General features: G+C 39.6%; 17 protein-coding genes. 9 read left to right on the top strand and 8 right to left on the bottom strand.

All coding sequences use genetic code 11. The features are described 5' to 3' along the window. The first annotated feature begins 7 nt into the window (after positions 1-7). The gene (locus ACL9RF_RS05110) at positions 8-931 is read left to right on the top strand and encodes a ComEA family DNA-binding protein (protein WP_422799518.1); all 924 of its coding nucleotides are present in this window, start codon (positions 8-10) and stop codon (positions 929-931) included. Between the two features lie 4 nt (positions 932-935). After that, a complete protein-coding gene (locus tag ACL9RF_RS05105) occupies positions 936-1,463 on the top strand; it encodes an adenine phosphoribosyltransferase (RefSeq protein WP_422799517.1) in 528 nt (175 codons plus the stop codon). Between the two features lie 75 nt (positions 1,464-1,538). Here the strand turns inward: ACL9RF_RS05105 and ACL9RF_RS05100 are convergent, their stop codons facing one another. After that, positions 1,539-2,111, bottom strand: coding sequence for a hypothetical protein (locus ACL9RF_RS05100; protein WP_422799516.1), 573 nt, complete (start codon positions 2,109-2,111; stop codon positions 1,539-1,541). Beyond that, entirely contained in the window at positions 2,095-3,633 is a 1,539-nt protein-coding gene (gene gpmI / locus ACL9RF_RS05095; RefSeq protein ID WP_422799515.1) for a 2,3-bisphosphoglycerate-independent phosphoglycerate mutase, read from the bottom strand. Before gpmI ends, ACL9RF_RS05100 begins: the two co-directional genes overlap by 17 nt. A gap of 171 nt (positions 3,634-3,804) precedes the next feature. Between gpmI and nadC the strand changes: the two genes are divergently transcribed. The 6 genes from nadC (at position 3,805) to ACL9RF_RS05065 (ending at position 12,275) form a co-directional block, all read left to right on the top strand. Next, positions 3,805-4,662, top strand: coding sequence for a carboxylating nicotinate-nucleotide diphosphorylase (nadC, locus tag ACL9RF_RS05090; RefSeq protein WP_422799514.1), 858 nt, complete (start codon positions 3,805-3,807; stop codon positions 4,660-4,662). A 23-nt stretch (positions 4,663-4,685) separates the two neighbouring features. Beyond that, a complete protein-coding gene (gene plsY, locus ACL9RF_RS05085; protein ID WP_422799513.1) occupies positions 4,686-5,330 on the top strand; it encodes a glycerol-3-phosphate 1-O-acyltransferase PlsY in 645 nt (214 codons plus the stop codon). A gap of 36 nt (positions 5,331-5,366) precedes the next feature. After that, positions 5,367-6,170, top strand: a complete 804-nt coding sequence (locus ACL9RF_RS05080) for a M48 family metallopeptidase (protein WP_422799512.1) — start codon at positions 5,367-5,369, stop codon at positions 6,168-6,170. 499 nt (positions 6,171-6,669) lie between these two features. Further along, positions 6,670-7,941, top strand: coding sequence for a TolC family protein (locus ACL9RF_RS05075; protein WP_422799511.1), 1,272 nt, complete (start codon positions 6,670-6,672; stop codon positions 7,939-7,941). Positions 7,942-7,943: 2 nt separating this feature from the next. Further along, positions 7,944-9,128, top strand: a complete 1,185-nt coding sequence (locus ACL9RF_RS05070; protein WP_422799510.1) for an efflux RND transporter periplasmic adaptor subunit — start codon at positions 7,944-7,946, stop codon at positions 9,126-9,128. Between the two features lie 54 nt (positions 9,129-9,182). Continuing rightward, on the top strand, positions 9,183-12,275 hold the full coding sequence (locus ACL9RF_RS05065; RefSeq protein WP_422799509.1) for an efflux RND transporter permease subunit: 3,093 nt from the start codon (positions 9,183-9,185) through the stop codon (positions 12,273-12,275). Between the two features lie 102 nt (positions 12,276-12,377). Here ACL9RF_RS05065 and ACL9RF_RS05060 read toward each other — a convergent pair whose 3' ends face one another. The 5 genes from ACL9RF_RS05060 to ACL9RF_RS05040 all read right to left on the bottom strand — a co-directional run bounded on the left by ACL9RF_RS05060 (position 12,378) and on the right by ACL9RF_RS05040 (position 21,287). Further along, positions 12,378-12,905 carry a hypothetical protein gene (locus tag ACL9RF_RS05060; protein WP_422799508.1) on the bottom strand — a complete coding sequence of 176 codons (528 nt, stop codon included), beginning with the start codon at positions 12,903-12,905 and terminating at the stop codon, positions 12,378-12,380. 25 nt (positions 12,906-12,930) lie between these two features. Then, positions 12,931-13,674 carry a 3-deoxy-manno-octulosonate cytidylyltransferase gene (gene kdsB / locus ACL9RF_RS05055; RefSeq protein ID WP_422799507.1) on the bottom strand — a complete coding sequence of 248 codons (744 nt, stop codon included), beginning with the start codon at positions 13,672-13,674 and terminating at the stop codon, positions 12,931-12,933. A 327-nt stretch (positions 13,675-14,001) separates the two neighbouring features. Beyond that, a complete protein-coding gene (locus ACL9RF_RS05050) occupies positions 14,002-15,831 on the bottom strand; it encodes an acyltransferase family protein (RefSeq protein WP_422799506.1) in 1,830 nt (609 codons plus the stop codon). A 268-nt stretch (positions 15,832-16,099) separates the two neighbouring features. After that, complete coding sequence (locus ACL9RF_RS05045; protein WP_422799505.1) at positions 16,100-18,292, bottom strand: glutamine synthetase III; 2,193 nt, start codon at positions 18,290-18,292, stop codon at positions 16,100-16,102. Between the two features lie 160 nt (positions 18,293-18,452). Continuing rightward, positions 18,453-21,287 (bottom strand): alpha/beta hydrolase family protein, encoded by a 2,835-nt coding sequence (locus tag ACL9RF_RS05040; protein WP_422799504.1) that lies wholly within the window; start codon positions 21,285-21,287, stop codon positions 18,453-18,455. 102 nt (positions 21,288-21,389) lie between these two features. Here ACL9RF_RS05040 and ACL9RF_RS05035 point away from each other — a divergent pair, with 102 nt between their 5' ends. Then, entirely contained in the window at positions 21,390-22,121 is a 732-nt protein-coding gene (locus ACL9RF_RS05035) for an SIMPL domain-containing protein (RefSeq protein WP_422799503.1), read from the top strand. A 52-nt stretch (positions 22,122-22,173) separates the two neighbouring features. On the opposite strand, the gene ACL9RF_RS05030 is transcribed toward ACL9RF_RS05035, so the two are convergent. Further along, positions 22,174-23,658 (bottom strand): acyl-CoA dehydrogenase family protein, encoded by a 1,485-nt coding sequence (locus ACL9RF_RS05030; RefSeq protein WP_422799502.1) that lies wholly within the window; start codon positions 23,656-23,658, stop codon positions 22,174-22,176. Positions 23,659-24,128 lie beyond the last annotated feature (470 nt).

The raw sequence follows: 24,128 nt of genomic DNA, 5'->3' as shown, positions 1-24,128 counted from the left end.
AGAAATTATGAATCATCTATTTAAAGGTTTAAAAATGAACCGCCGCGAGTGTAGAGGTTTTTTTATGTTGGTTATAGTGCTGGTTTTAGCTATGGCCATCCCGGTTGTATACAAAAGCCTACACAAACAGTCTACACTGCCCAGCGATAGTCTAGTTGTATACCCGAATTTAAATGAAAGGCAGCCTGGGAATAGGCACTATGCGGAGGTAGACCGTAAAGACAAGCCCTATCCGCAGAGGCCGCCCAAAAACAAGGCTACGCTATTCTATTTTAATCCCAATAATCTCCCGAGTGCCGAATGGAGGCGTTTGGGTTTCAGCGATGCGCAGATACGTGTCATAAAGAATTATGAGGCTAAAGGAGGGAGATTCAGGAAAAAAGAAGACCTCGCGAAGGTATATTCGATCTCGGCATCTGCCTATCAAAGGATTGAACCCTACCTTATTTTTCCCGATACCGACGAATATAAGGCTAGAGCAGAGAAGATAAGTGCTGAACCTGCACTATCTTCAGGCTGGAAGGCCAAGGAAAATGTATATTTAAATTTAAATACCGCCGACAGTGTAGAATTGATGCTTTTACAGGGTATAGGGCCGGTGCTGGCGCAGCGTATTGTAAAATATCGGCAGGCGCTGGGCGGATTTTATCATTTTTCTCAACTGGAGGAGGTGTATGGACTGCCAAAAGAAACGTATGAAAGTATTGGTAAACATGTATACGTCGATACCAGCGATGTAAAGAAAATTCGAATAAACAGCTGCGCGTTAAATGAATTGGCGACACATCCGTATATCAAATACCGTAAGGCCAAGTACCTGTATAATTATAGAAAAGAGCACGGTAAGTACCGCGATTTAAAAAGTTTATCTCCTGTCGTACCTATTGATACTGTTTTTTTGCGTAAAATTGAGCCGTATTTAGAATTTTGATTTTATGTTAATAGCAAAACTAGAACAGGTAATTCGTGATGTTCCTGACTTTCCTAAACCTGGTATTGTCTTTAAAGACATTACGCCCATCCTTCAAGACCCAGCATTATGCACCGAGATTGTCGATGCCTTTGCCGAACAGCTGGCAGGAACAGCGATAGATAGGGTTGCCGGGATTGAAAGTCGTGGCTTTCTTTTCGGGCTTATGTTGGCCAATAGGTTAAATGTACCCTTTGTACCTATCCGTAAGCAGGGCAAGCTGCCCTACAAGACGGTGTCTGAAAGTTATAAATTAGAGTACGGACAGGCAACGATTGAGGTACATGAAGATGCTTTTCCTGCGGGCAGTCGTATTTTAATTCACGATGATTTATTGGCAACGGGAGGTACTGTAGTGGCCGCTTCGAAACTAATCGAAAAGCTGGGGGGCACTGTGGCGGGCTTTTCTTTTGTTATTAGCTTAGCCTTTTTACATGGCGAAGGGCGCTTAACCCGATTTTCAGATAAAATAGTATCGCTGATACGTTATTAATACAGCCTGTAAAGAAATAAGTAGGGGCGATGGGTACTAGCAGGAATGGGCTGTCTATGGAAGACAGCCTCCTGATTAAAATTTTCCGATAATCGAATAGGCATTCTCGTTGAAGAATTTTACCTGCTGCAATTTCTCGACTTTATAACTTACACCCTGTTTATACTCCAGGTGTTCGGTGGTTTTATACAATAGATTGTCGGTAGACTTCTCTATGGTAAAGGCCACGGGTTTATGGTCGTTATAGGTTATACGAATCCGACTTAAGTCGAGATCGGGTTTAACAAATCGATATTCCACAACTTCCGCTACACTATCTTTTTGAAAAGTGCCTATATAAGCCACTTTATTCAGATCGACATCCATAAAACTAGCTAATTCAACGTTCCAATCTTTAACTGTTACCGTTTTAGTTTCTTCTGCTCCATCTTTGGCCACTGTTTTTTGAATCGAAGGCTTAGTTGCATTTAAGCGACTGACTTCCGATTTAAAAAACTGGGGGATATCTATTTCCTTTCCAGAAGCATGGGTATTTATGTCGTTATTTTTTTCTGGGGTGCAGGCATTAAAACATGCCATAGCCCCAGAAGAAATGATAAGCCCTAAAGTAAGGGGCAATATTCTTTTTTTATTAATCAACCAATACATTTCCTGTCATTTCGGCTGGGATGTTCAACCCTAACAGTCGTAAAACTGTTGGTGCAACATCACCCAATTTGCCATCCTTAATATGTTTGTACGTTGGATCGATCAGAATACAAGGTACTAAGTTGGTGGTATGTGCAGTATTTGGTGAACCATCTTCATTTACCATAAACTCCGAGTTACCGTGGTCAGCAAGGATGATAAAAGAATAACCATGCGCTAAACCTGTTTCAACAACGCGCTGCGTACAAGCATCAACAGTCTCTACAGCCTTAATAACAGCCTCAAAAACACCGGTATGGCCTACCATATCTGGATTGGCAAAGTTAAGGCATATAAAATCAGGCGCATTGGTTTCCATATCTGCACAGATAGCGTCGGTAATACCTTGTGCACTCATCTCAGGTTGCAAATCGTAAGTAGCCACTTTTGGAGATGGGATTAATAAACGACGTTCTCCTTCGAATTCAGACTCCTTACCTCCAGAGAAGAAAAACGTAACATGCGGATATTTCTCGGTTTCTGCTATACGTACCTGCGTCTTATTTTGGCTACTAAGTGCTTCACCTAAAGTATTAGTTAAGTTGTCTTTGTTGAAAACTACTTTGATGTTTTTAAAGGTGTCATCATACGATGTCATGGTTACATAGTACAAATCCAGGGGCTTCATTTCGTACGCCGGGAATGCCTCTTGCGTAAGTGCAATCGTAATTTCACGACCACGGTCTGTTCTAAAATTATAGCAGATGACCACATCACCCTCCTTAATCGTAGCAATAGGGTTACCTGCAGCATCTACCATAACGATAGGTTTCACAAATTCATCGGTAATATTAGCATCATAGGACGCTTGTATGGATGCCAATAAATCCTGAGAAGCTGTACCTACACCCTTAGTTAATAAGTCGTAGGTCTCTTTTACACGCTCCCAGCGGTTATCTCTATCCATGGCATAGTAACGCCCTATTGCCGAAGCAAGCGTACCTACAGCATTTTGTAAATGTGCAGAAAGATCTTTAACATAGCCTAAGCCACCATTTGGATCGGTATCGCGGCCATCCAGGAACGCATGGATAAACACATTGTCGTTTTGTAAACCAGCAGTTTTTGCCGCATCACATAGCGCTTTAAGGTGCTCAATATGTGCATGCACACCACCATCCGATAGTAAACCGATAAAGTGTACGTTTTTATGGTTTGCCTTTGCGTATTGGAATGCATCTTGAATAACCGAATCGCTATTAAAAGCACCTTCACGTGCTGCTTTATTAATACGCCCTAACTCTTGGTATACCACTCTTCCGGCGCCTAAATTCATATGACCAACCTCCGAGTTGCCCATCTGTCCTGCAGGAAGGCCTACTGCTTCACCGGATGCTTCCAGGCTTGCGTTAGGATAGTTTGCTAATAGGCGGTCTAAGAATGGCTTCTTTGCCGCTAATACTGCATTCGAATTATCTTCTTTCCCATACCCTAATCCATCCAGGATTAGTAAGGCTACTTTTTTTTGTTTTAGTTTGTCCACATACAAATATATAATTCTAATACTAATTTGCCTGTAGATTTTGGTAAAAGTCGATGAAAAAAAATAAGGTTTTAGTTCGCTAAAAGGGGGGATTTTGCTTACTAATATTGCATATTATTTCTGAGAATACTTTTTTTTCTTCATCTTAGCCTATTATTTGGTACAAAGAAAATGGATCAAGCATTTAAGAAAGAATTAAGAGAATTTATACAACGCGCTTTACACGAAGATGTTAAAGATGGTGACCATACCTCATTAGCCTCTTTGCCGGAAGACAAGTTGGGAGAAGCAAAGCTATTAGTCAAAGATAAAGGCGTAATTGCAGGGGTTGAAGTAGGTATCGAGATATTTAATTATGTCGATTCTTCTTTACAAGTTGAAGTATTTATTCACGACGGCGATACAGTTAGTGATGGGGATGTCGTGTTATTCGTTCGCGGAAAGATGCATTCTATTTTAAAAGCCGAGCGTTTGGTACTTAATGTGATGCAACGCATGTCGGGTATTGCCAGTCGTACGGCAACCTTTATATCGGCTCTGGAGGGAACACATACACGGGTTTTAGATACCCGTAAAACTACACCTTTATTACGATTTTTAGAGAAAAAAGCCGTTACAATTGGCGGTGGAACGAATCATCGTTTTGGTCTGTATGATATGATTCTTATCAAAGATAATCATGTAGATTATGCTGGCGGAATTATTCAGGCTGTAGAAAATGCGCAGGCCTATAAGGTGAAACATAATTTAGATATACCCATTGAGGTTGAGGTGCGTAACTTTACAGAGTTAAATGAATTGTTAAGTTGCAAAGCTGTGGATCGTGTTATGTTCGACAATTTTACGCCTACTGCTGTTAAAGAAGCCGTAGCTTTAGTAAATGGCCGTTTAGTGACGGAAGCTTCGGGCGGTATTACCTTGGAGACCATCCGCGATTATGCCGTTGCTGGGGTTGATTTTATTTCCGTAGGGGCATTAACGCATTCGGTAAGAAGCTTGGACTTAAGTTTAAAGGCAAAGCTAATCTAATAAAATAAAGAAGTTTTTAGTTGATGATATCAATTTATTTAATAAGTATTGTTGTTTTAGCCTACCTGTTTGGCTCGATACCTACTGCGGTATGGTTTGGACAGGCATTTTATAAGGTTGATGTACGGGAGTATGGAAGTGGTAATGCTGGAGCAACAAATACTTTTCGGGTATTGGGGAAAAAAGCGGGAGCGATTGTGATGTTTGTTGATATCTTTAAAGGCTGGACAGCAACAAATTTACCCTATCTTTTAGATTCGGGAATTGTGGGGGATTATAACTCGCCGCATTTTGTGAATTTTCAATTGGCCTTAGGCGTTATTGCCGTGCTGGGGCATTTATTTCCTGTTTTTGCGGGCTTCAGGGGTGGTAAAGGCGTAGCGACGTTATTTGGAATGGTCCTTGCTATACATCTGCCAGCGGCATTATGTTGTGTTTCAGTTTTTATTTTATGTTTACTAATTACACATTATGTGTCTTTAAGTTCTATTTTGGCGGGTTTTACATTTCCGATCTCTTTGGCGCTGGTGTTTAAAACAACTGTGCCGTCGATTATGTTGTATGCTATTGCCATCTGTACATTGATATTGATAACACATCAAAAGAATATTGAAAGGCTTTTAAAGGGACATGAATCAAAAATATATCTCTTTAAACGAAAGAGTTGAGGGTAACATTTTATTAGCGTAATAATAGTAGGGTAAATGAAAACAATAAGTAAGTATGCAATGTTTTTGTTGCTGGGCGCAACATTAGCGGGCTGTGCTACATCAGCCATTACGGGACGTAAATACTTGCGTCTGGTAAATAGCAATACCATTAATGAGCAGGCCTCCTTGGCCTATAAGGAGTTTTTAAAGGATACCAAAACCAAGGTTGTTACCGGTACCGCACAGGCAACCGCAGTTAAACGGGTGGGGAATAATATAGCCGAGGCTACGATGCGCTTTTTAAATCAAAAGGGTATTGCCAGCCGGTATAATTTCAACTGGGAATTTAATTTGGTGCAGAGTCCGGAGGTTAATGCCTGGTGTATGCCGGGAGGAAAAGTAGCCGTGTATACGGGTATATTGCCTTTAACCGCCAACGATGCGGGTTTGGCTACGGTTATGGGGCATGAGATTGCTCACGCTATTGAGGAGCACTCTGTCGCTCAGGCTTCCAATCAAATGGCCTTAGCTTTAGGGGCGCAGGTTTTGGGTGCAGCATCGGTTATTAGTGATAATAGAGGTGTTATGGTAATGAATCAATTGTATGGTATTGGTGCACCTTTGGGTATGTTGAAATTCTCCAGGGATGATGAATTAGCTGCAGATAGAGCCGGACTTATTATTATGGCCATGGCAGGGTACGACCCCCGGGAGGCTGTTAAATTTTGGGAACGAATGGCGAATGCTAAATCAGGTAATCAACCGGCAGAATTTTTAAGTACACACCCGAGTGATGCGCGTAGAATTGCTCAGTTGCAAACATTACTACCGGAAGCATTGAAGTACTATAAAAAATAAAAAGACTTAGGTTTACTTGTAAAGGCTGTTCTTTTAGAACGGCCTTTTTTTTATCAAAATTTTCTGTATCACATTCTAGTATTCGAATTTAACCCTGGTTTTTAGGGTTATGCTGTTGTCGTTTTAATCTTTCCGAACTGCCTTAAATTCATGGATTTTCTAGTATATTTAATTAATTTATTCATAAATAGTAAAGCCTTCTGGAGGTGTATAATTTTTATGGAGTTAAATTTACAATGTAAATTAAAAATTTAATTAATATTAACTAATAAATAGATTATGAGATCACTATGGTTTGCTATGAATTAAGCTGCAACCCTGGTAGCATTGGTGGTGCTGTATCTTTACAACTTAAAATTAACCTATATGTATGTCTTGATGCATGGCCTAAGTGTTTTAGCTAGTCTGGAATAGCGATAGAAATAGCCTTTTATTTCTAATGGTATTCTAATGTGCCTTAAAATTTGCCTTAATGTGGGGGAAATAACTTTGCAACTAAATGATTTTGAAGAACGTGAATAGAACTATATTAACCGCACTCGTTGTATCGATAGCTTCTGTGGCACATGCACAGCAGTATTCGAGGCAGGATTTAGAAGATCAGTTTTTAAAAAATAATTATCAGCTCCTTGCTGGTAAATTTAATATCAGCAAGGCTGATGCGCTTATTGTGCAGGAAAGGTTATGGAGTAATCCTAATCTTAGTATTGCTGAAGTTAACTTATGGAGCAATCGGACGGCAGAATCATTCCCTGCCTTATTTGGTGGTAATCGTGGAACGCATCAGCAGATAGCATTTGAGCTGGAGCAGCTTATCGAGACCGCGGGTAAAAGGAAGAAAAGGGTCGCTATTAAAGGATTGGAGAAAAATACGGCCGTCTTTGAATACGAGGAGTTATTGCGGGAGCTAAAAAAAGACCTTCGCCAGACGTTTAATAACCTTGCCCGTATAAAAGAGGAGGGCTTGCGGTTGGATTCAATGTTGGATTTGTTTGAGAAATTAAACGAACAGTATGAGCGCCAAGCGGAAAAGCAAAATATTGCGAAAGCGGATTTCTTACGTGTGCAAACGGAGCTTATGGGTCTCTTAAAGGAAAAAGCTGATCTGGAGGCTGAACGTCAGGATGAGCTGACACAGCTTCGCATTTTAACGCAATTACCATCCTTAGATTTTAATAGTCTTGTATTTCCAAAATCGGATTCTAACAAATCATTGGCTTTACCTGCTAATCTAATGGATATTGCCTTGACTCAAAATATTGGTCTTAAAAAACAGGCGAATGAGGTGGAAATGGCTAATAAGCAATTGCTGCTGGAAAAAGCGCAGCGTACACCTGATCTTACTGTGCAAATGAGTTATGACAGGGGGGGAAATATTATGCAGGACTTTGTGGGCTTGGGGCTTAGCATGGACTTGCCGGTATTTAACCGTAATAAGGGGAATATTAAGGCGGCACAGTTTGGCGTAGATCAAGAAAAAACGTTGCAGGCGAGTATACAGATGGAGCTGGAGAATACGGTTTTAAAATTACGTAACCAGCTGCTGCAGTATGAAAAAACATTAACGCGTTGGAATAAACAGCAGTCGGAGGAGCAGCAGCTGATTCTTGAAAATTACCGGAAGCATTTGCAGAGTAATCAGGTTACTTTACTGCAATTTATAGATTTTACACAGGCTTTTCGGGAGGCGCAGGTGGCCTACTTGCAGGTTATGGAGAACTATTTAAATACATACGAAGAACTACAGTATATTGTAGGGAGGGACTTTTAATTATGAAATATATAGGATTTAATCGCCGTCAGGTTTTACCTTTTCAAGCAGGTTTAGGAGGTTTAGGAGGTTTAGCAGGTTTAGCAGGTATTAAAAATTTTAGCCGCCTTAGTGCGTTGGGGCTACTGTTGTTGTTTTCGAGTTGTGCGGGTAAAACGGTGTCGGAAGAAAAGGTTGAGGTAGAGGATACTAAGGGGTATTGCTTAAATGAACAATTAAAGAAGTCTACTGAAATTTTAGAGGTTTCCGAGCAGCCAATTACTGAACAGCTTACTGTTCCTGGAAAGGTCGACTATAATGAAAATGATATGGTTTCTTTTAGAAGCTTATTGGAGGGTATTGTAGAGGGGGTACGGTTTGAACTAGGTGATTATGTGCAGAAAGGACAGGTCCTTGCGACCATAAAGTCTACACAGATACAAGAGCTTTACCAGCAGAAACGCCAACAGCAGAATCAGATTGCTCTTTCCCAGAAGCAGGTGCAAACGAAGAAGGATTTATTAAAAGATGGGATGATATCGGCACCCGAATTATTGGAAGCTGAGCATGAGCTGGATAATGCTACTATTGAACTGGAGCGTATTAATCAGTCTTTGCAGTTGTATCGCGCAACGGGGGATGGCACTTTCCAGTTGCTGGCACCTAAAAATGGTTATGTTATTCAGAAATCTATCAGCCCGGGGCAAAGTATTACGGTCGATTCTGACCCTTTGTTCTCCATTTCTAATTTGAAGGAGGTGTGGGTGATGGTGAATATTTTCGCCAGTAACTTACGTAATATTCATCTGGGTGATAATGTGCAGGTGCGTACTATTGCGTATCCAGATAAATTTTATCCCGGCAAAATTGATAAGATTTATAATGTTTTTGACGATAATGAGCATGTACTGAAGGCCCGTGTTGTGCTGCAAAACCAAAATTTAAACCTTATGCCAGGCATGAGCGCGGATATTATTATCGATAAGAAAAATTCTTTAGGGAATGCTTTTGCTATTCCTAACAAGGCGATTGTATTTAGCAATAACAAGGAATATATTGTCGTGCATAAGGATGATTGCCATCTGGAAGCCCGAAAAATTACAAAAATTGGTAGCAATGAGCAGTTTACTTTTATACAGGAGAAACTAGCCCCGGGTGAGAAGGTGATTGGATCGAATGCTTTATTGATCTTTGAACAGGTGAATTAAGGGATAAATCCGACATATAGCGTCTGGATCTTAAACCTGTAATCTATAATATACATGAAAAAACTAGTACAGAATATCGTAACGTTCTCGTTGCGCAACACTACATTTGTTTTATTTGCGGTCATGGCTTTGCTGTTTGGAGGCATTTATGCCTTAAAACATACCGGTATTGAAGCCTTCCCGGATGTTACCAATACTCGGGCGCGGATTATTACGCAATGGCCTGGTCGAAGCGCCGAGGAAATGGAAAAGCTGGTCACCTTGCCTATTTCTAAGGAGATGAATAGTATACCGCATAAATCTAATATCCGTTCTATCTCTTTGTTTGGACTTTCCGTAGTTACGGTACAGTTTGAAGATGGTGTCGAAGATTTTTATGCACAGCAATATGTATCGAACAAGTTAAATAGCGTTACCCTGCCGGAGGGTGCTGATGCGTCTATTGAACCCCCATCGGGTGCTACGGGCGAGATTTTTCGTTACGTGTTGGAAAGTGACCTGCCCATAAAGGAGCTGTCGGCCATTCAAGATTGGGTTATTGAAAGGGAGTTGTTGAGCGTTCCGGGTGTGGCGGATGTGGTTAGCTTCGGTGGCGAGGAGAAGATTTATGAAATAAAGATTAACCCTACGGAACTTAAGAATTTTGACCTTACACCTTTAGATGTGTATGAGGCTGTTTCTAAATCGAATATTAATGTGGGGGGCGACGTTATCCAACAAGGCGATCAGGCTTATGTGGTTCGTGGTGTCGGCCTGCTGGATAGAATTGATGATATCGGTAATATTACGGTTAAGCTGAATGGGTCTACACCGATTTTAATTAAAAATGTTGCCGAGGTTGTCGTGTCTAGTAAACCGCGTTTAGGGCAGGTGGGCTATAACGATAAGGACGATATGGTGCAAGGGATTGTTATTATGTTGCGCGGACAAAATCCATCGGATGTTATCGCTGGCTTGCGGGAGAAGGTGAACGAGCTTAATGAGCGTACTTTGCCTGATAATGTAAAGATTAAAACGGTAATTGACCGTACCAAATTGGTGGATAACACCGTGAAAACGGTGTCTAAAAATTTAATTGAAGGTATTTTGCTGGTGTCTTTAATTGTTTTTGTGTTTCTATATAATTGGAAGTCTACCTTTATTGTGGCTTCGGTAATACCGTTGTCTTTCTTGTTTGCTATTATTATGCTTCGCATACAGGGCTTACCAGCGAATTTAATTTCTATGGGTTCCTTAGATTTTGGCTTACTCTTGGAAGGTACTTTGGTTATTGTGGAAACGGTATTTGTGGCGCTCGCCACGATGTCGCATAGAGTAGGTCCGGCGCGTTTTGCCAAAATGAGTAAAATGGGTATTATTAAGAAGAGTGCCGGTTCGGTGGCTTCTTATATCTTCTTTGCCTTGATTATTTTAATTGTAGCCTTATTACCGATATTCTCTTTCCAAAAAGTGGAGGGTAAAATGTTTACGCCATTGGCTTTTACCTTGGGTTATGCGTTGGTGGGCTCACTGATATTGAGCTTAACCTATGTGCCGGCCATGTGTAAACTGCTGTTTACCAAAAATATCGACGAAAAGGAAAACATAATTACGCGCTTTTTCCAACGTACAATTTATGGTTTGTTTTCTTTTACCTTTAGGTATAAAAAGGCGACTCTAGCCACCTTTATCGCTATTCTCGTGGGCTGTTTGGTGCATTTTATGCATTATGGATCGGAGTTTTTACCTAAACTTAACGAGGGTGCCATTTATATCCGTGCTACTTTACCTAATAGTGTAAATCTCTCGGAGTCTGTAAAGCTGACTAAGGAGATGAAAAAAATTATGATGGAGCATACCGACGAGGTAGATTTTGTATTGACACAAACTGGAAGACCCAACGATGGTACCGATCCTACGGGGTTCTTTAATATTGAATTTAATGTGCAGCTTAAAGATCCTAAGGAGTGGAAGCGCAAGGTTAGTAAAGAGCAGATAATTCAGGAGCTGCGCGAGAAGCTCGACCATTATCCGGGAATTAACTTCGGCTTTAGTCAGCCTATTCAGGACAACGTGGAGGAGTATGTGGCTGGGGTAAAAAGCTCTTTGGTTATTAAAATCTTTGGCGACGATTTATATGATTTGGAGAAATACGCTAATAAGGTTGCTAATTCGATTAAAAAGGTCAAGGGTATTGCGGATATCAATGTGTATAAAAATATCGGCCTTCCGGAATTGCGTATTCAGTTGCACGATGCGAAAATGGCGAAATACGGATTATCAACTTCGGATGTTCAAGCTGTTATTGCGATGACTATCGGCGGACAGGCGGCTACAAAATTTTACGAAGGGGACCGTCAGTTTGATGTGGTACTCCGTTTTACGGAAGCTTATCGGGATACACCGGAAAAAATTGGTAATATTCTTATCCCTACCAGTAACGGGCAGAATGTTCCGCTGCAGGAGATCTCTACAATAGGCTATGTTACAGGGCCAGCATTTATATATCGGGAAGGAAATAGCCGTTATATCGGTGTGGGCTTTAGTATTGAAGGGCGCGATTTAGGTAGCACCATCGCCGAGGCCAAAAAAGTTGTAGCCAAAGAGGTGAAGTTGCCGAAAGCAAATTATATGGAATGGGCGGGTGAGTTTGAAAGTAAAGAACGCGCAGCAAAACAGCTGGCTTTGGTAGTGCCGATATCTTTACTGTTGATTTTATTGTTGTTATATACCAATTTTGGTAATTTAAAAGATACGGCTATATCATCGCTAACTTTAGCCTTTGCATTTATTGGTGGTTTTATATCGTTATGGGCTACAGGTACAATTTTTGGTATTTCTGCAGGTATTGGGTTTATTATCCTCTTTGGTGTAGCTACAATTGATGGGATTGTGCTTATAGGCATTATACGCGATACGATGCAGCACCGAGTACCGCTATTGGAGGCTATAAAAACGGGCGTGAAAAGTCGTATTCGCCCGGTCGTAATGATTGCATTGATGGGATCTATGGGCCTGCTTCCGGCGGCTTTATCTACGGGTATGGGATCTGAAATTCAGAAACCCCTGGCTATTATGATTGTGGGTGGTTTGATAATCTGTCTGATCTTATCGTTTACTGTAATTCCGATTGTATTTTATTATGCCTACCGAAAGAGTGAAAAATAAGTTTAACTAAAAAGGTGTCTTTTATTAATAATGCCCCCAGAAAGTGTTTAACTTTTTGGGGGCATTGTATTTCTGGGCACTCTTTTATTTAAATTATACTTTTTAATACCTTAGTTTCACCTTTTCAAATACCTTAGACCATAACCATATGGGGCCGATGGTTAAAAGACGTTTGAAATCTTTTGGGGTAAATTTAGATTCTTTATTGGCGATAAACCAAAGTGCAGTAATAGAGCTCAAGGCAAGGAGTAGGCTTACAAGTAAGACTGCAGGGCCACCATCACGCTCGATATACTCCAGTTGTACAATAAAAAAACTCATTACGCCAATACACAATAAAATTGCATACGACAATGTTGGTGCTAAACGTAGGTATAGGTAAACAACAATAGCAATAAAAAAAGAGCCCCAATTTAAAAATGTATGTGCATTCATTTTTACCATAAACTCAAATTGGGGGAAGGGAATCATCCAAATAATACCCATTACACCAAAAAAAGCAAAGGCCAATAACAGGGCATACAACCCCTTATTGCCTTGGGTAAAAACTTGATCTAACTCATAAAAGTACTGCTCAACTGGGCGTGCGAATTCCGGCTTTTTTACTGTATTCGGTTTCTTTTTCTTCATAGCGCAAAGATAGGCATTATAAGAATTACCCTTCGAAATACTTATACATAATATACTTTAAATCTTCAGGCGTATCGATAGCGTCATTAGCATGATTGGAAATCGCTGTCTGTATCTGAAAACCATTGTCAATCCAGCGTAGCTGCTCTAAAGATTCCATCGCTTCTAGATCACTTACAGGCAAGGCGGTGAGTGCCTTAAGTACCGATGTACGGTAACCATAGATGCCGATATGATTATAAAAAGGCCTGTAATTAAGCCATTCTTCGATTGCTACACCACGTAAATACGGTACGGCCTGCCGCGAAAAATATATAGCCTGTCCGTTACGGTTTAATACAACTTTAGGCTTGTTCGGGTTCAACAGCTCCTCTTTGCTCTCCACCTTACGTACCAAAGTAGCAATTTCTGTTTCTTGACGGTCAAAGCATGACACTAAGAGATCAATCTGCAGAGGGTCTATAAAGGGTTCGTCGCCCTGAATATTTATGGCCACGTCAAAGCCACTTATGGTTTCCAGCACCTCAGCACAGCGGTCGGTTCCGGATTGATGATCTTTACGCGTCATTATAACATTTCCACCGAAAGACCGCACATGGTTAGCAATACGGTCATCATCTGTCGCAATAATAACCTCCGCTAGCGATTGTGCATGTTTTGCTTGATTATAAACACGCTGTATCATAGTCTGCCCTGCAATATCGACCAAAGGTTTGCCTGGAAACCTACTGGAATCATAGCGTGCAGGAATAATTCCAATTATTTTCATGGTGAAAAATAAAGATTATAAAGGGAAAATAAAAAGAAGCAGTACAAATTTTTAATCCATAAGCCATGAACCTACCGAAAAAAACTAAAAGCGTTAAAATCACGATGATTTGTTTATAACCGCAAAACAATGAAATTATGTCGTAGCAGATCCTTATCCTTAAAGACTGTTCCTTATCTGTATACGTGAAATTGCCCGGAATATCCCGTAGATTTAAACGCCTTAGCGATACGAACAGATACCCTATAGTTTATACAAAAGCAGCTACAAATTACCGTTAATACAGCGCTGCACGATGATGCATGCCAAAATCGCATATTAGTCCACTTATTTTTTTAGTACAGTATGTATTAAATCTGCATATTTTTTTTCGAGATCTTTGGCCAGCAATCTCGCTCCCCTCTGGTTGATATGATTGGCATCATAATACAACAAAGTATCCCTGTAGTAAGGAAAATCTTGGTAAACATTACTATCCGACAAATCTATGCTGTATACATTTTTATGCAGAGCAGCAATGGAATCTAAAGTAATGGCATTTTTACGGCGATCCTGCGCTAAAAATTTTTCCGAACTATTTTTTACATACCCTTGGTTTACGCGAACAGGATTTTTTGTTATGGTCTTAAAGGTTTTAACCAAAATTAAAGATTGATCCTGACGAAGATTCGAGGCCAGGTTATTCAAGGCAGCAGGCATTTCTGGCATCCTATTGATATCAACTGTGCTAAATATGATGACGTCACTATGTTGAATTTCTTTATTCGTGGCGTCCACTAAGCTTCGAGAGTAGTCATAAAAGCGTTTTTCTGTGGCTAGAATATGTTTATCCGATAAACCTGCTAAAGCCGGGTAGGTATCACAAGTTAAAGTTCGTACTTTAAAATTCTCCGATTTACCTAGTTCATCAAAGAAAGGTTTTATAACCAAAGCATGACTATCGCCAAATAAAAATATATTCTTACCATCAGCAAAGCTATCACCGATTACTTCAGTTTTATTTTCATAATGAGATTGGAGGGCAAAACTCGCGCCATTATAGTCGGCTGGAATTTTATTGTTTTCCGCATAAATGCTTAGGTAAAAAGTTGAAATGGCGAACATTGCAACTACAGGAGAAATTGCTATCAAAAACCGCCTATTACTTAATTTTCTAAAGGTGTTTTCTACCAAATTATAGGACAGCCATGCCGTTATAATGGTCAATACCGTTATCAACAAAGACTCTTGTAGCGTAAAAGTATACCCCGAATATAAGCCGTTTTTGTAGCGTATAATGGCCATAAACAGCCAATGCCAGAGGTATAAGGAATACGAAAGATTACCGATATAGACCAAGGGTTTCGAAGATAGAAATTTAGCCATAGGATTTTCTTTAGCAATTAATATCAGTGCGATTCCCAGGCATGGCAAAAGCGCCAGTACCCCTGGAAAAGGAGTATGTTCATTAATATAGAAAAGGCTAAGTAGTAAAATTGAGAATCCAGCAGCACTAGTAACAAAACCGTTTATATGGTTTAATCTTCCATTTTTTAAGGTCAGTGCTAAAAATACACCGATTAAAAATTCGGGAATCCGCGTGTATAAACTAAAATACAAGCCCGAACTAAATCCGTCCACATCTAACTTATATTGTGTAAAAGCGGTGATAAACACTATTAATCCGCCAACAATATAAGGTAAGTATTTATTTTTTATCCATATTAATACAAATGGAAGTAAAAAATAAAACTGCATTTCAATACCCAGAGACCAGGTATGAAGTAAAGGGTTTTCATTTAAGCGGGCACCAAAATACGAATCTCCTGCTGCAAAATAGAAGTTAGAGGCAAAAATGGCGGCATACTTGAGTGCTTGTTTTAAATTTAGTAAATCAGAAGGTAGATAATGGAAATAAATACCAACAGAAACAAAAAGAAGAAACACATAATAAGCCGGTACAATACACTTAAACCTACTTTCAAAAAAACGCGTAAATGTAAATGTTGATTTTTCTTTTTGGTTTAGTATTATTGAACTAATAAGATACCCACTGATGACAAAAAACATATCTACACCAATAAACCCTCCGGGTAGCAGGTTTGGGTATAAATGAAAGACGAATACAAACAGGAAAGCCAAGGCACGAAGACCTTGTATATCATTTCTAAAATGCATTTTTTATCGGTTAGCTTGATTGTTAGGTGAATATAAGAAAATTATAGAATATGATGATAGCAATTGCGACAGGATGTAGCGATTGATCTACATTTAAACCAAAGAAAAAAAAATGGGTAATATGGTAGACGGCCAAACGTAAAAGGAACAGAAAAAGAAGTGTGAGCCAGTGAAACTTTAAACTTATTGGTATAAAAAAAGCCCCAAAAAGTAGCATACTTTTTGGGGCTTTTCAAAGACAACTATTTAAAATTGTCTATTTATTTGATTATTTTCCAATAAACAATAGCTCACGAAGCTTAGGTAAAGGCCATTTTGCATCGTCGACAATTTTTTCCAGTTTATTAACATGGTAGCGGATTTCGTCGAAGTATGGTTTTACCACCTCGTCATAGGCAATGGCTTTATCGCGTAAATCTTCGATAGCATTTGCTTGTTTACGCGCCTGACGCATAGCCTCTGCTTTTTCCAAAATTTCGTTGGCATGTTTAGAAATACGTTCAACCAAATTCAACTGCGATGAGTAAGATTCCTTGGATAAACCTAAATCCTGAAGCCCCTTAACATTAGAAATCAACTCGTTCTGGTAAGTGAAGCAAGCCGGAGCAATTTGGCTATTCACTACCTCACCGATAACACGTGCTTCAATCTGTAATTTTTTGTAGAAATTTTCCAACAATATCTCATGACGAGCCTCAGACTCACGTTTAGAGTAGATACCTAATTTCTCAAATAGTGCTATAGATTCTTCTGTTACGTAAACATCTAATGCCTTAGGCGTAGATTTAATGTTCGATAAACCACGCGTTTCAGCTTCCTGTGCCCACTCTTCGCTATAGCCATTTCCTTCAAAACGGATCGCTTTAGAATCTTTAATATATTTACGTACGACGTTTAAGATAGCAAGATCTTTTTTCGTACCTTTTTTAATTTGCTTATCCACCTCCACTTTAAATTCTATAAGTTGGTTTGCTACAATAGCATTTAAGATGGTCATTGGCAATGCCGAGTTTGCAGAAGATCCTACCGCACGGAATTCAAATTTATTGCCTGTAAAAGCGAAAGGAGAGGTACGGTTACGATCCGTATTGTCCAATTTCAATTCAGGAACCTTCGGAATACCATGCCATAAATTAGCCTCCGCTTTAACCTTCTTAGCCACACGTGCCGACTCTACCTCTTCCAACAATTCGTCTAACTGAGAACCTAAAAAGATTGATATAATAGCAGGAGGGGCTTCGTTTGCACCCAAACGGTGGTCGTTACTGTGGCTGGCAATAGATGCTCTTAACAAATCTGCATTTTCGTAAACCGCCTTAATCGTATTAACAAAGAATGTTAAAAACATCAAATTATTTTTCGGTGTTTTACCAGGCGACAATAAGTTGACACCCGTATTCGTGATTAACGACCAGTTGTTGTGTTTGCCAGAGCCATTAACACCAGAATAAGGCTTCTCGTGTAATAAAACCTTAAAGTTATGACGTGTAGCCACCTGCTCCATAAGGTTCATTAACAGCTGATTATGGTCGATAGCCAAGTTGATCTCTTCGTACATAGGTGCACATTCAAATTGTGATGGTGCAACCTCGTTGTGGCGAGTTTTTAATGGAATACCTAATTTTAGAGCTTCGTTTTCAAGGTCTACCATATAAGCCAACACACGTTCAGGAATAGCACCGAAGTAGTGATCTTCCAATTGCTGACCCTTTGCAGACATATGTCCGAATAAGGCACGGCCTGTAAACTGTAAGTCTGGACGCGCATTATATAAAGCTAAGTCTACCAAGAAGTACTCCTGTTCAATACCTAAAGAAGCCGTTATTTTAGTAATCGATTTATCAAAATATTGAGCAACATCTGTAGCCGCTTTATCAATAGCATTTATAGCCTTTAATAAAGGTGCTTTATAATCCAATGATTCCCCTGTGTAAGAAACAAAAACTGTAGGAATACATAAGGTTTTACCAGCACCAGTTTCATAAATAAAGGCCGGAGAAGAAGGATCCCAAGCAGTGTAACCACGTGCCTCAAATGTATTACGAATTCCGCCATTAGGAAACGAAGAAGCATCTGGTTCTTGTTGCACCAAAGCATCGGCGGTAAATTTTTCAATGGCCTCGCCATTATCACCAGGTTCGAAAAAAGCATCATGCTTTTCTGCTGTGGAGCCCGTAAGTGGCTGAAACCAGTGTGTATAATGGGATACGCCATGCTGTAAGGCCCAAGATTTCATTGCCTGCGAAATAGACTCTGCAAGATCACGTGTTATAATTTGCCCATCTTCAATGCTATTCACCAATTCCGAATAACTATTTTTCGGAAGATAGTCTTTCATTTTCTTGATAGAGAACACATTTTTGCCATAAATTTCTTTAGCACTTTTCGTTTCTAGCACTACACTAGAAGAAATTGGTCTAGAAGTAGCTTCTTTTACCGACTCGAATCTTAGGTTGGACATCTTTTCTTTGTTGATTTATGATTATATACTTCAAAAGTATTTTCTTTTTCACAAAAAATGAAATTTTTTGTTAAAATTTTTCAATAAAAAAAAGTTATGAGCGCTTTTGTGTAAAAAATAAGGGTCATTTATACATAAATGACCCTTATTTTAGTATGTTTTAGTACTCTAACCCCCAGTCTATGCCTTTATTTATTGCTGGCACCCCATCTTTTATCCAAACGGGCGCAGGCATCCCTTTTAAAAAATGGTCAAAAAATTGTTTTTCCCGTATCTGAATATCCTTACGGTTCTGTCTTAATAATAAGTTATGATCATCGCCGTTGTAATTAAGCATCCAAACGGGCTTTTGTAAACGTCGTAAACCTGTAAACAGTTCAATTCCCTGGTACCAAGGTACGGCTCCATCATTGTCGTTGGCCATTATTGCTAGTGGCGTAGTTACATTCGGCAGATGGAATAATGGCGAGTTCTCCAAATAAAGATCTAAGCCTTCCCACAAGGTTTTGCCCAAACGGCTCTGGGTTTTCTCGTACTGAAACTGTCGCGACATACCTGTAGACCAGCGAATACCACCATAAGCCGACGTCATGTTTCCAACTGGTGCACCCGCCCAAGCTGCGGCATACATCTGCGTACGAGTAATCAGATGAGCAACCTGATAACCACCCCAGCTTTGCCCTTGAATACCCATTTTTGTGGCATCTACCCAAGCATTCTTCGCAAGAAACTCCATCCCAGAGTTTATGTACTCCTCGGCAGCTTTTCCTGGAAATCCCGTTTGGTAGCGGATATCCGGCGCAAAAACAAGATACTCGTTACTCACAAAAAATGGGATATTTAAACGTGAAGGGGTAGGTGCTGGCGCCGAGTAGGTATACAATCCATCGGATAGACGCTCGTAAAAGTAGGCTATAATAGGATACTTTTTGTTGGGGTCAAAATTTTCGGGTTTATATAAAATACCCTCCGCAGCATAACCATTAGGCGTGGTCCAGTGCACCAATTCTGCCGTTCCCCAGTTATAATCTGCTTGCTGAGGATTGATATCCGTTAAGCGTTGTTCCTTAGCAAAATGCTGGCTGAGGAAAATATCAGGAGAATTCTGATAATTTTCCTTGGTATAAACTATCCACTGCCCTTTAGCATCCGCTTTAGCATTACGGAACGTAAATTTATCCTGAATAATCTGCTTTGGTGCTATATTTTTTGCTAAATCCAAAGCGAAAAAACCATTCTCCTTAGTTACCCCATTCAAACAGCTCAACAATAGCGAAGCTTTACCTGAAATTTTAAAAGACCGATTCCGCGGGTTGTCTTTTCTATCCAGGTTGACCAATCGCAGGGCGATATTATTTTTTCTTCCGTAGCCCTGTGTTATATTTTTCTTGATTTTACCATCAAACGAGAAATACCAAATATCATAACGATCATTAATATACACCCCCTTATTATCGTCGGCAAAGGCTGCCACACCATAGGACGATGCGAACGTAGGCATATCGTTTTCTTCATCCATAAAAGAAACCGGAAGACCAGTAGTTAAAGGCGTTTCAATACCCGTTGACGTACTATAAGCCGACCAGCTACCCTCAACAGAGCTATACAACAATACCTGCGTTGCACCTGGTGTTAAGTAAGCCTGGCCAACCCAATTTTCTTTAATGCGTTTTTTTTCGCCCGTTTTTGTAGAGACAAGGAAAATACTTTGTTCCTGGTAGGCCTGCCATTGGTAAGCCACGCGATTGCCAAAAGTTGATGTTGCCAAAATCCAATCCTCATTGGCAAGCTCCGTAGTAAATGTTTGATCGAAGGTCTGATCCACCAGCGGAGTTAATTTGTGTCCATTAAAGTCAAAGACGGCATCGTAGCTCTTCGTTTGGTCGCGGCGTAAATTACTTAACTGCTGAGGCATTAAATAATCATCCTTCCAGTTCCAGATATCCACTTTAGCATGTTCAAACTCTACCAGCGTGGTATCCTTCACCCGAGGAATAGGGGCTAAGCCAAGAAATAAACGATCGCCCTTTTCATTAAAACGTAAATTACCATTTCCAGATACAAACCAGTCTTTCGGAATTTCTGCTGTTTGCTGCTCAACGAGAACTTTTGCCGAGTCTAATCCCGGTTTATAGTAGTATACCTTATAATTAGGCAATAAACTCTTCTCTGGACTTTTGTCGGCAAGGAATACCAACTGCTGATCCTTATCGTCGAAGGTAAAACCTTTATAGACACCCTTACCGTTACTTATTTTTTTAAGCTGCTGTTTAGGGATGTCATAAAGGTATAAACCCTGTATGTTGGTGCTATCTTTTCCTTCAACCTTTTTATTAAATACCAAATATTTCTCGCTATTACTAAAGGTATACGTGTCGGCCTTCCAAAATTGCACCGTATCTCCGGAAGCTAAGGCTTGCAGTATAAGCACATTATCTTTTTTTGTAGCTTTTGTCGTTGCAGCACTGGTTTTGCTTTTATTTCCGTTTTCTAAGCTATCTGGTGCTTTTACAGGATCCGCTTTTTGCGGGAGGCTTAAATCTTGACTATATGCCACGTAATTGCTTAATCTTGTCGCAGTCTTGTAATTTTTTACCGCCGCAATCTTGGTGGGTGCATTTTTGTCTATATCATATATTAATAAAGAGTCTTTCGGCATTTCATCTGCCTTTTTCTTCTTTATTTTAGCCTCACGTGTATCCTTGTAATACGGCGCTATAAGTGCCAATAAAAATTTCTCCTCTTCAGATAGTTTAGGGTTTTGGCCACGGTCTACATTTAATAATAACTTATTTTGGTTATTTTTAAGCTGACTATAGCCATCGCCTTCCTGTGGACTTACCGTATAAAAAACATAGTCTCCAGATTTTGATATATCATGGAAAGATATATTCTTCCACAGATCATAAACGCTATGATCCAAGGGTTTTTTCTGAGCAACGGCATGACTTAAGGCTAAAGCGCAACCTAATATGGTGCAGAATTGTTTCTTCATGTTAGTAAACGGATTGTTGAATGACCAAATGTAAACAAATATCGAATGTCTTTAAACAACAATTTTGGCACGCTTATTATATAATACTAAAAAAAATAATATATGAAATCTACTGGAGTTATTATTAGTGTGATCGCTGCCATCGGAATTGTCGCCGCAGCATTGGTTTTAGGGAATGCCTTTAAATATAAGTATAAGGCTAGCAATACCATAAATGTAACAGGAAATGCAAAAAAAGACTTTGAAGCTGATCTTGTTAATTGGTCTGCTTCCTTTAGCCAAAAGTCGATGAATTTAAGTGCCGCATCGGATCAACTTAAACAAGATAGGGAATTGGTGAAAAATTTCTTAATCAATAAGGGCATTAAAAATAGTGAAATCGTATTTAGTGCAGTAAGCATCACGAAAGACTTCTCCTATAATACCGACGAGCGTGGAAACAGCTATAATACCTTTACCGGGTATAGCCTTATCCAAAGTGTTTCGGTAGAATCTAAAGAACTGGATAAGGTTGATAATGTATCGCGCGAGATTTCGGAATTGATATCCCAGGGATTAGAATTGTCGTCCAACAGCCCCAATTATTACTACTCCAAATTAGAAGACCTAAAGCTAGCGTTAATTGCGGAGGCCTCAAAAAATGCACGTGCAAGAGCAGAAAATATTGCTAAGGAGGCTGGCAGCTCGTTGGGAGCATTGCTAAAAGCTGATTTGGGGATATTCCAAATTACCGGGCAAAACGATAACGAAGACTATTCGTATGGCGGCGTATTCAACACAACCTCACGCCATAAAACAGCGAATATTACCGTAAAAACAAGCTTCGGTTTATAAATAAAAATGCCCCATAAGTAATTCACTGTATGGGGCATTATATTGTCTTTTATTATACAAAGGCTAGCCAATCGGAATCAGCTTTGTAATCCTCAACGATGTCTGCATTGTTATAATCCTCCAGGTCACATAAAAGCTCTTTAATATCCATTTCAATATGGAGCTTTGTGGACGCATACAAGTCCTCACGGAAACCTTTTTCTGTGATATCTTGAACATACTGGAAACATACCAAGCGAGCGATAACCTTACCAATTGCCACCTGTTGACGTTGCTTTAAAACCCCGGAGACATTAAATCGCAACAGATCCTTAAATAAGGGAGCACTCTTTTGCGTATAGGAAGCTTCAATTAAAAAAGCAGCTAAAGATTCTGCTTTAGCGACACGCATTTGTTTTAAAGCAGCTTCGGCAACCTGCGTATACAATAACTCGTTGGCCCCTTCAAAAATTTGAAAGGCGCGGCTATCCAGAATAGATCGACCAACCACGGTATCCAATTTATAGCCATTTGCACCAGCAAGTTGAACAGCAATCTGTGCAGACTCTTGCATCAGATCCGTTAAAAATGCTTTAGTACAATTCGCTTCCAGTCCCATATCCGATAAATCATGATCAATTGAACTTTTTGCCACACTATTGGCACACATACCCGAGCATAAAGTGAAGGCTGCCTGAATACGCGATAGCTGGTAACGCACATTATCCAGTTCGATGAGTTTTTGGGAACCGACTTTACGGGTTGTACAATGCGCTAAGGTTTCATCCAGCAGGCGTTGAATAAAGCCCATGCCCATACCAGCAAATTGTAGACGACTACGATGCAATATATCCAACATCATTTTTATGCCACTACTGTGTTTAATCAATTTTTGGTCTGCAGGGACATCGATGTCAATTAGGTTACGCCCATAAGGAATCATATATAACCCCAAGTTTTTATAATACTCCGTAACCTGAATCTGCTGTTCCGGATTTGCATTATCGACAACAAAGAAATCCACATCACGAGAAAGTTTACCATCCTCAGATTTCTCGCGCGCCGCCACGATCCAGAAGTCCGCTAAACCCGTTAATCCCTGCCAATGTTTCTGGCCTGAAAGGTGATATCCATTTTCTGTAGGCGTAAAGGAAGTCTGCATATGTAAAGCATCAGTACCATGCTCAGGCTCTGTAATCATCAAGCCACCCATACTTTTATGCGTTAAGAAATCGTTGAATATTTTGGCCTTGCATTCACCGCCATACTTCGCTAAAGGCTCTAGGAATAGGGCAATATTAATACCAAAGGTAAGAGACAAAGGTAAAGATTCATATGCCGCAGCAGCTAAAATCCCCAAACATTCCTTCGTTTGCACCCCTCTACCTCCAAATTCTGTCGGAATTGCCACCGAAAGTGGATTATCCTTCATAATACAAGACCACATTTCCTTGTCTAGTCCACGTTGTGTACTTAACTGATCGATGTTGTTGGTTTTAGTAAATAACTGATGGAGGTTATCTGAGAATTGTTTTAGAAACTGGTAATATGGTAACATGTAATTTAAATTATTATTTTATGTATTTTTTGATGTTGATCTTAATCTTAATCGTAATAAAAACGCTGCACGCTTAGTACTTTGCCTTTAATCTAAGGTTTGATTATTGGTAATGAATAGACATTTTTGAGGAAAGTAGTTTAATTATAATTGCACTAATACGTATATATAATAGGTTTAACGAGCTCTTGGCCATATATTTTATAGGTGCTAGTATTGTTATCCAACACCTCTGATTTAAAAGCATAACATACGAATCAATCGTTAAAAAATTATTTTTGGTAAAATACGAAAAAAAAATGATTTTATTGTGTCTTTATGGAAACTACACCTCAAATCTTTTATTATTAGGGGCTAGGGTATCAGCAATTTACCGCTATTATTCCATAACATTATCTATTTAGCGAAGTAAGCTTAGTTTTTTTTTGAAATAACTGTTTGCGGATCAATAGCATAGGGGATGTGTGAGC

Source organism: Sphingobacterium sp. Mn56C, from assembly GCF_049319645.1.
Lineage (GTDB): Bacteria > Bacteroidota > Bacteroidia > Sphingobacteriales > Sphingobacteriaceae > Sphingobacterium.
The sequence above is the reverse complement of the archived record's forward strand: the minus strand, read 5'-3'. Positions and strand labels throughout refer to the sequence as shown.

What these genes read in the sequence shown, in the direction of transcription:
- ACL9RF_RS05110 (WP_422799518.1), top strand. Translation starts at nt 8, where the DNA reads ATGAATCATCTATTTAAAGGTTTAAAAATGAACCGCCGCGAGTGTAGA.
- ACL9RF_RS05105 (WP_422799517.1), top strand. Translation starts at nt 936, where the DNA reads ATGTTAATAGCAAAACTAGAACAGGTAATTCGTGATGTTCCTGACTTT.
- ACL9RF_RS05100 (WP_422799516.1), bottom strand. Translation starts at nt 2,111, where the DNA reads ATGTATTGGTTGATTAATAAAAAAAGAATATTGCCCCTTACTTTAGGG.
- nadC (WP_422799514.1), top strand. Translation starts at nt 3,805, where the DNA reads ATGGATCAAGCATTTAAGAAAGAATTAAGAGAATTTATACAACGCGCT.
- plsY (WP_422799513.1), top strand. Translation starts at nt 4,686, where the DNA reads ATGATATCAATTTATTTAATAAGTATTGTTGTTTTAGCCTACCTGTTT.
- ACL9RF_RS05080 (WP_422799512.1), top strand. Translation starts at nt 5,367, where the DNA reads ATGAAAACAATAAGTAAGTATGCAATGTTTTTGTTGCTGGGCGCAACA.
- ACL9RF_RS05075 (WP_422799511.1), top strand. Translation starts at nt 6,670, where the DNA reads ATGATTTTGAAGAACGTGAATAGAACTATATTAACCGCACTCGTTGTA.
- ACL9RF_RS05070 (WP_422799510.1), top strand. Translation starts at nt 7,944, where the DNA reads ATGAAATATATAGGATTTAATCGCCGTCAGGTTTTACCTTTTCAAGCA.
- ACL9RF_RS05065 (WP_422799509.1), top strand. Translation starts at nt 9,183, where the DNA reads ATGAAAAAACTAGTACAGAATATCGTAACGTTCTCGTTGCGCAACACT.
- ACL9RF_RS05060 (WP_422799508.1), bottom strand. Translation starts at nt 12,905, where the DNA reads ATGAAGAAAAAGAAACCGAATACAGTAAAAAAGCCGGAATTCGCACGC.
- kdsB (WP_422799507.1), bottom strand. Translation starts at nt 13,674, where the DNA reads ATGAAAATAATTGGAATTATTCCTGCACGCTATGATTCCAGTAGGTTT.
- ACL9RF_RS05050 (WP_422799506.1), bottom strand. Translation starts at nt 15,831, where the DNA reads ATGCATTTTAGAAATGATATACAAGGTCTTCGTGCCTTGGCTTTCCTG.
- ACL9RF_RS05045 (WP_422799505.1), bottom strand. Translation starts at nt 18,292, where the DNA reads ATGTCCAACCTAAGATTCGAGTCGGTAAAAGAAGCTACTTCTAGACCA.
- ACL9RF_RS05040 (WP_422799504.1), bottom strand. Translation starts at nt 21,287, where the DNA reads ATGAAGAAACAATTCTGCACCATATTAGGTTGCGCTTTAGCCTTAAGT.
- ACL9RF_RS05035 (WP_422799503.1), top strand. Translation starts at nt 21,390, where the DNA reads ATGAAATCTACTGGAGTTATTATTAGTGTGATCGCTGCCATCGGAATT.
- ACL9RF_RS05030 (WP_422799502.1), bottom strand. Translation starts at nt 23,658, where the DNA reads ATGTTACCATATTACCAGTTTCTAAAACAATTCTCAGATAACCTCCAT.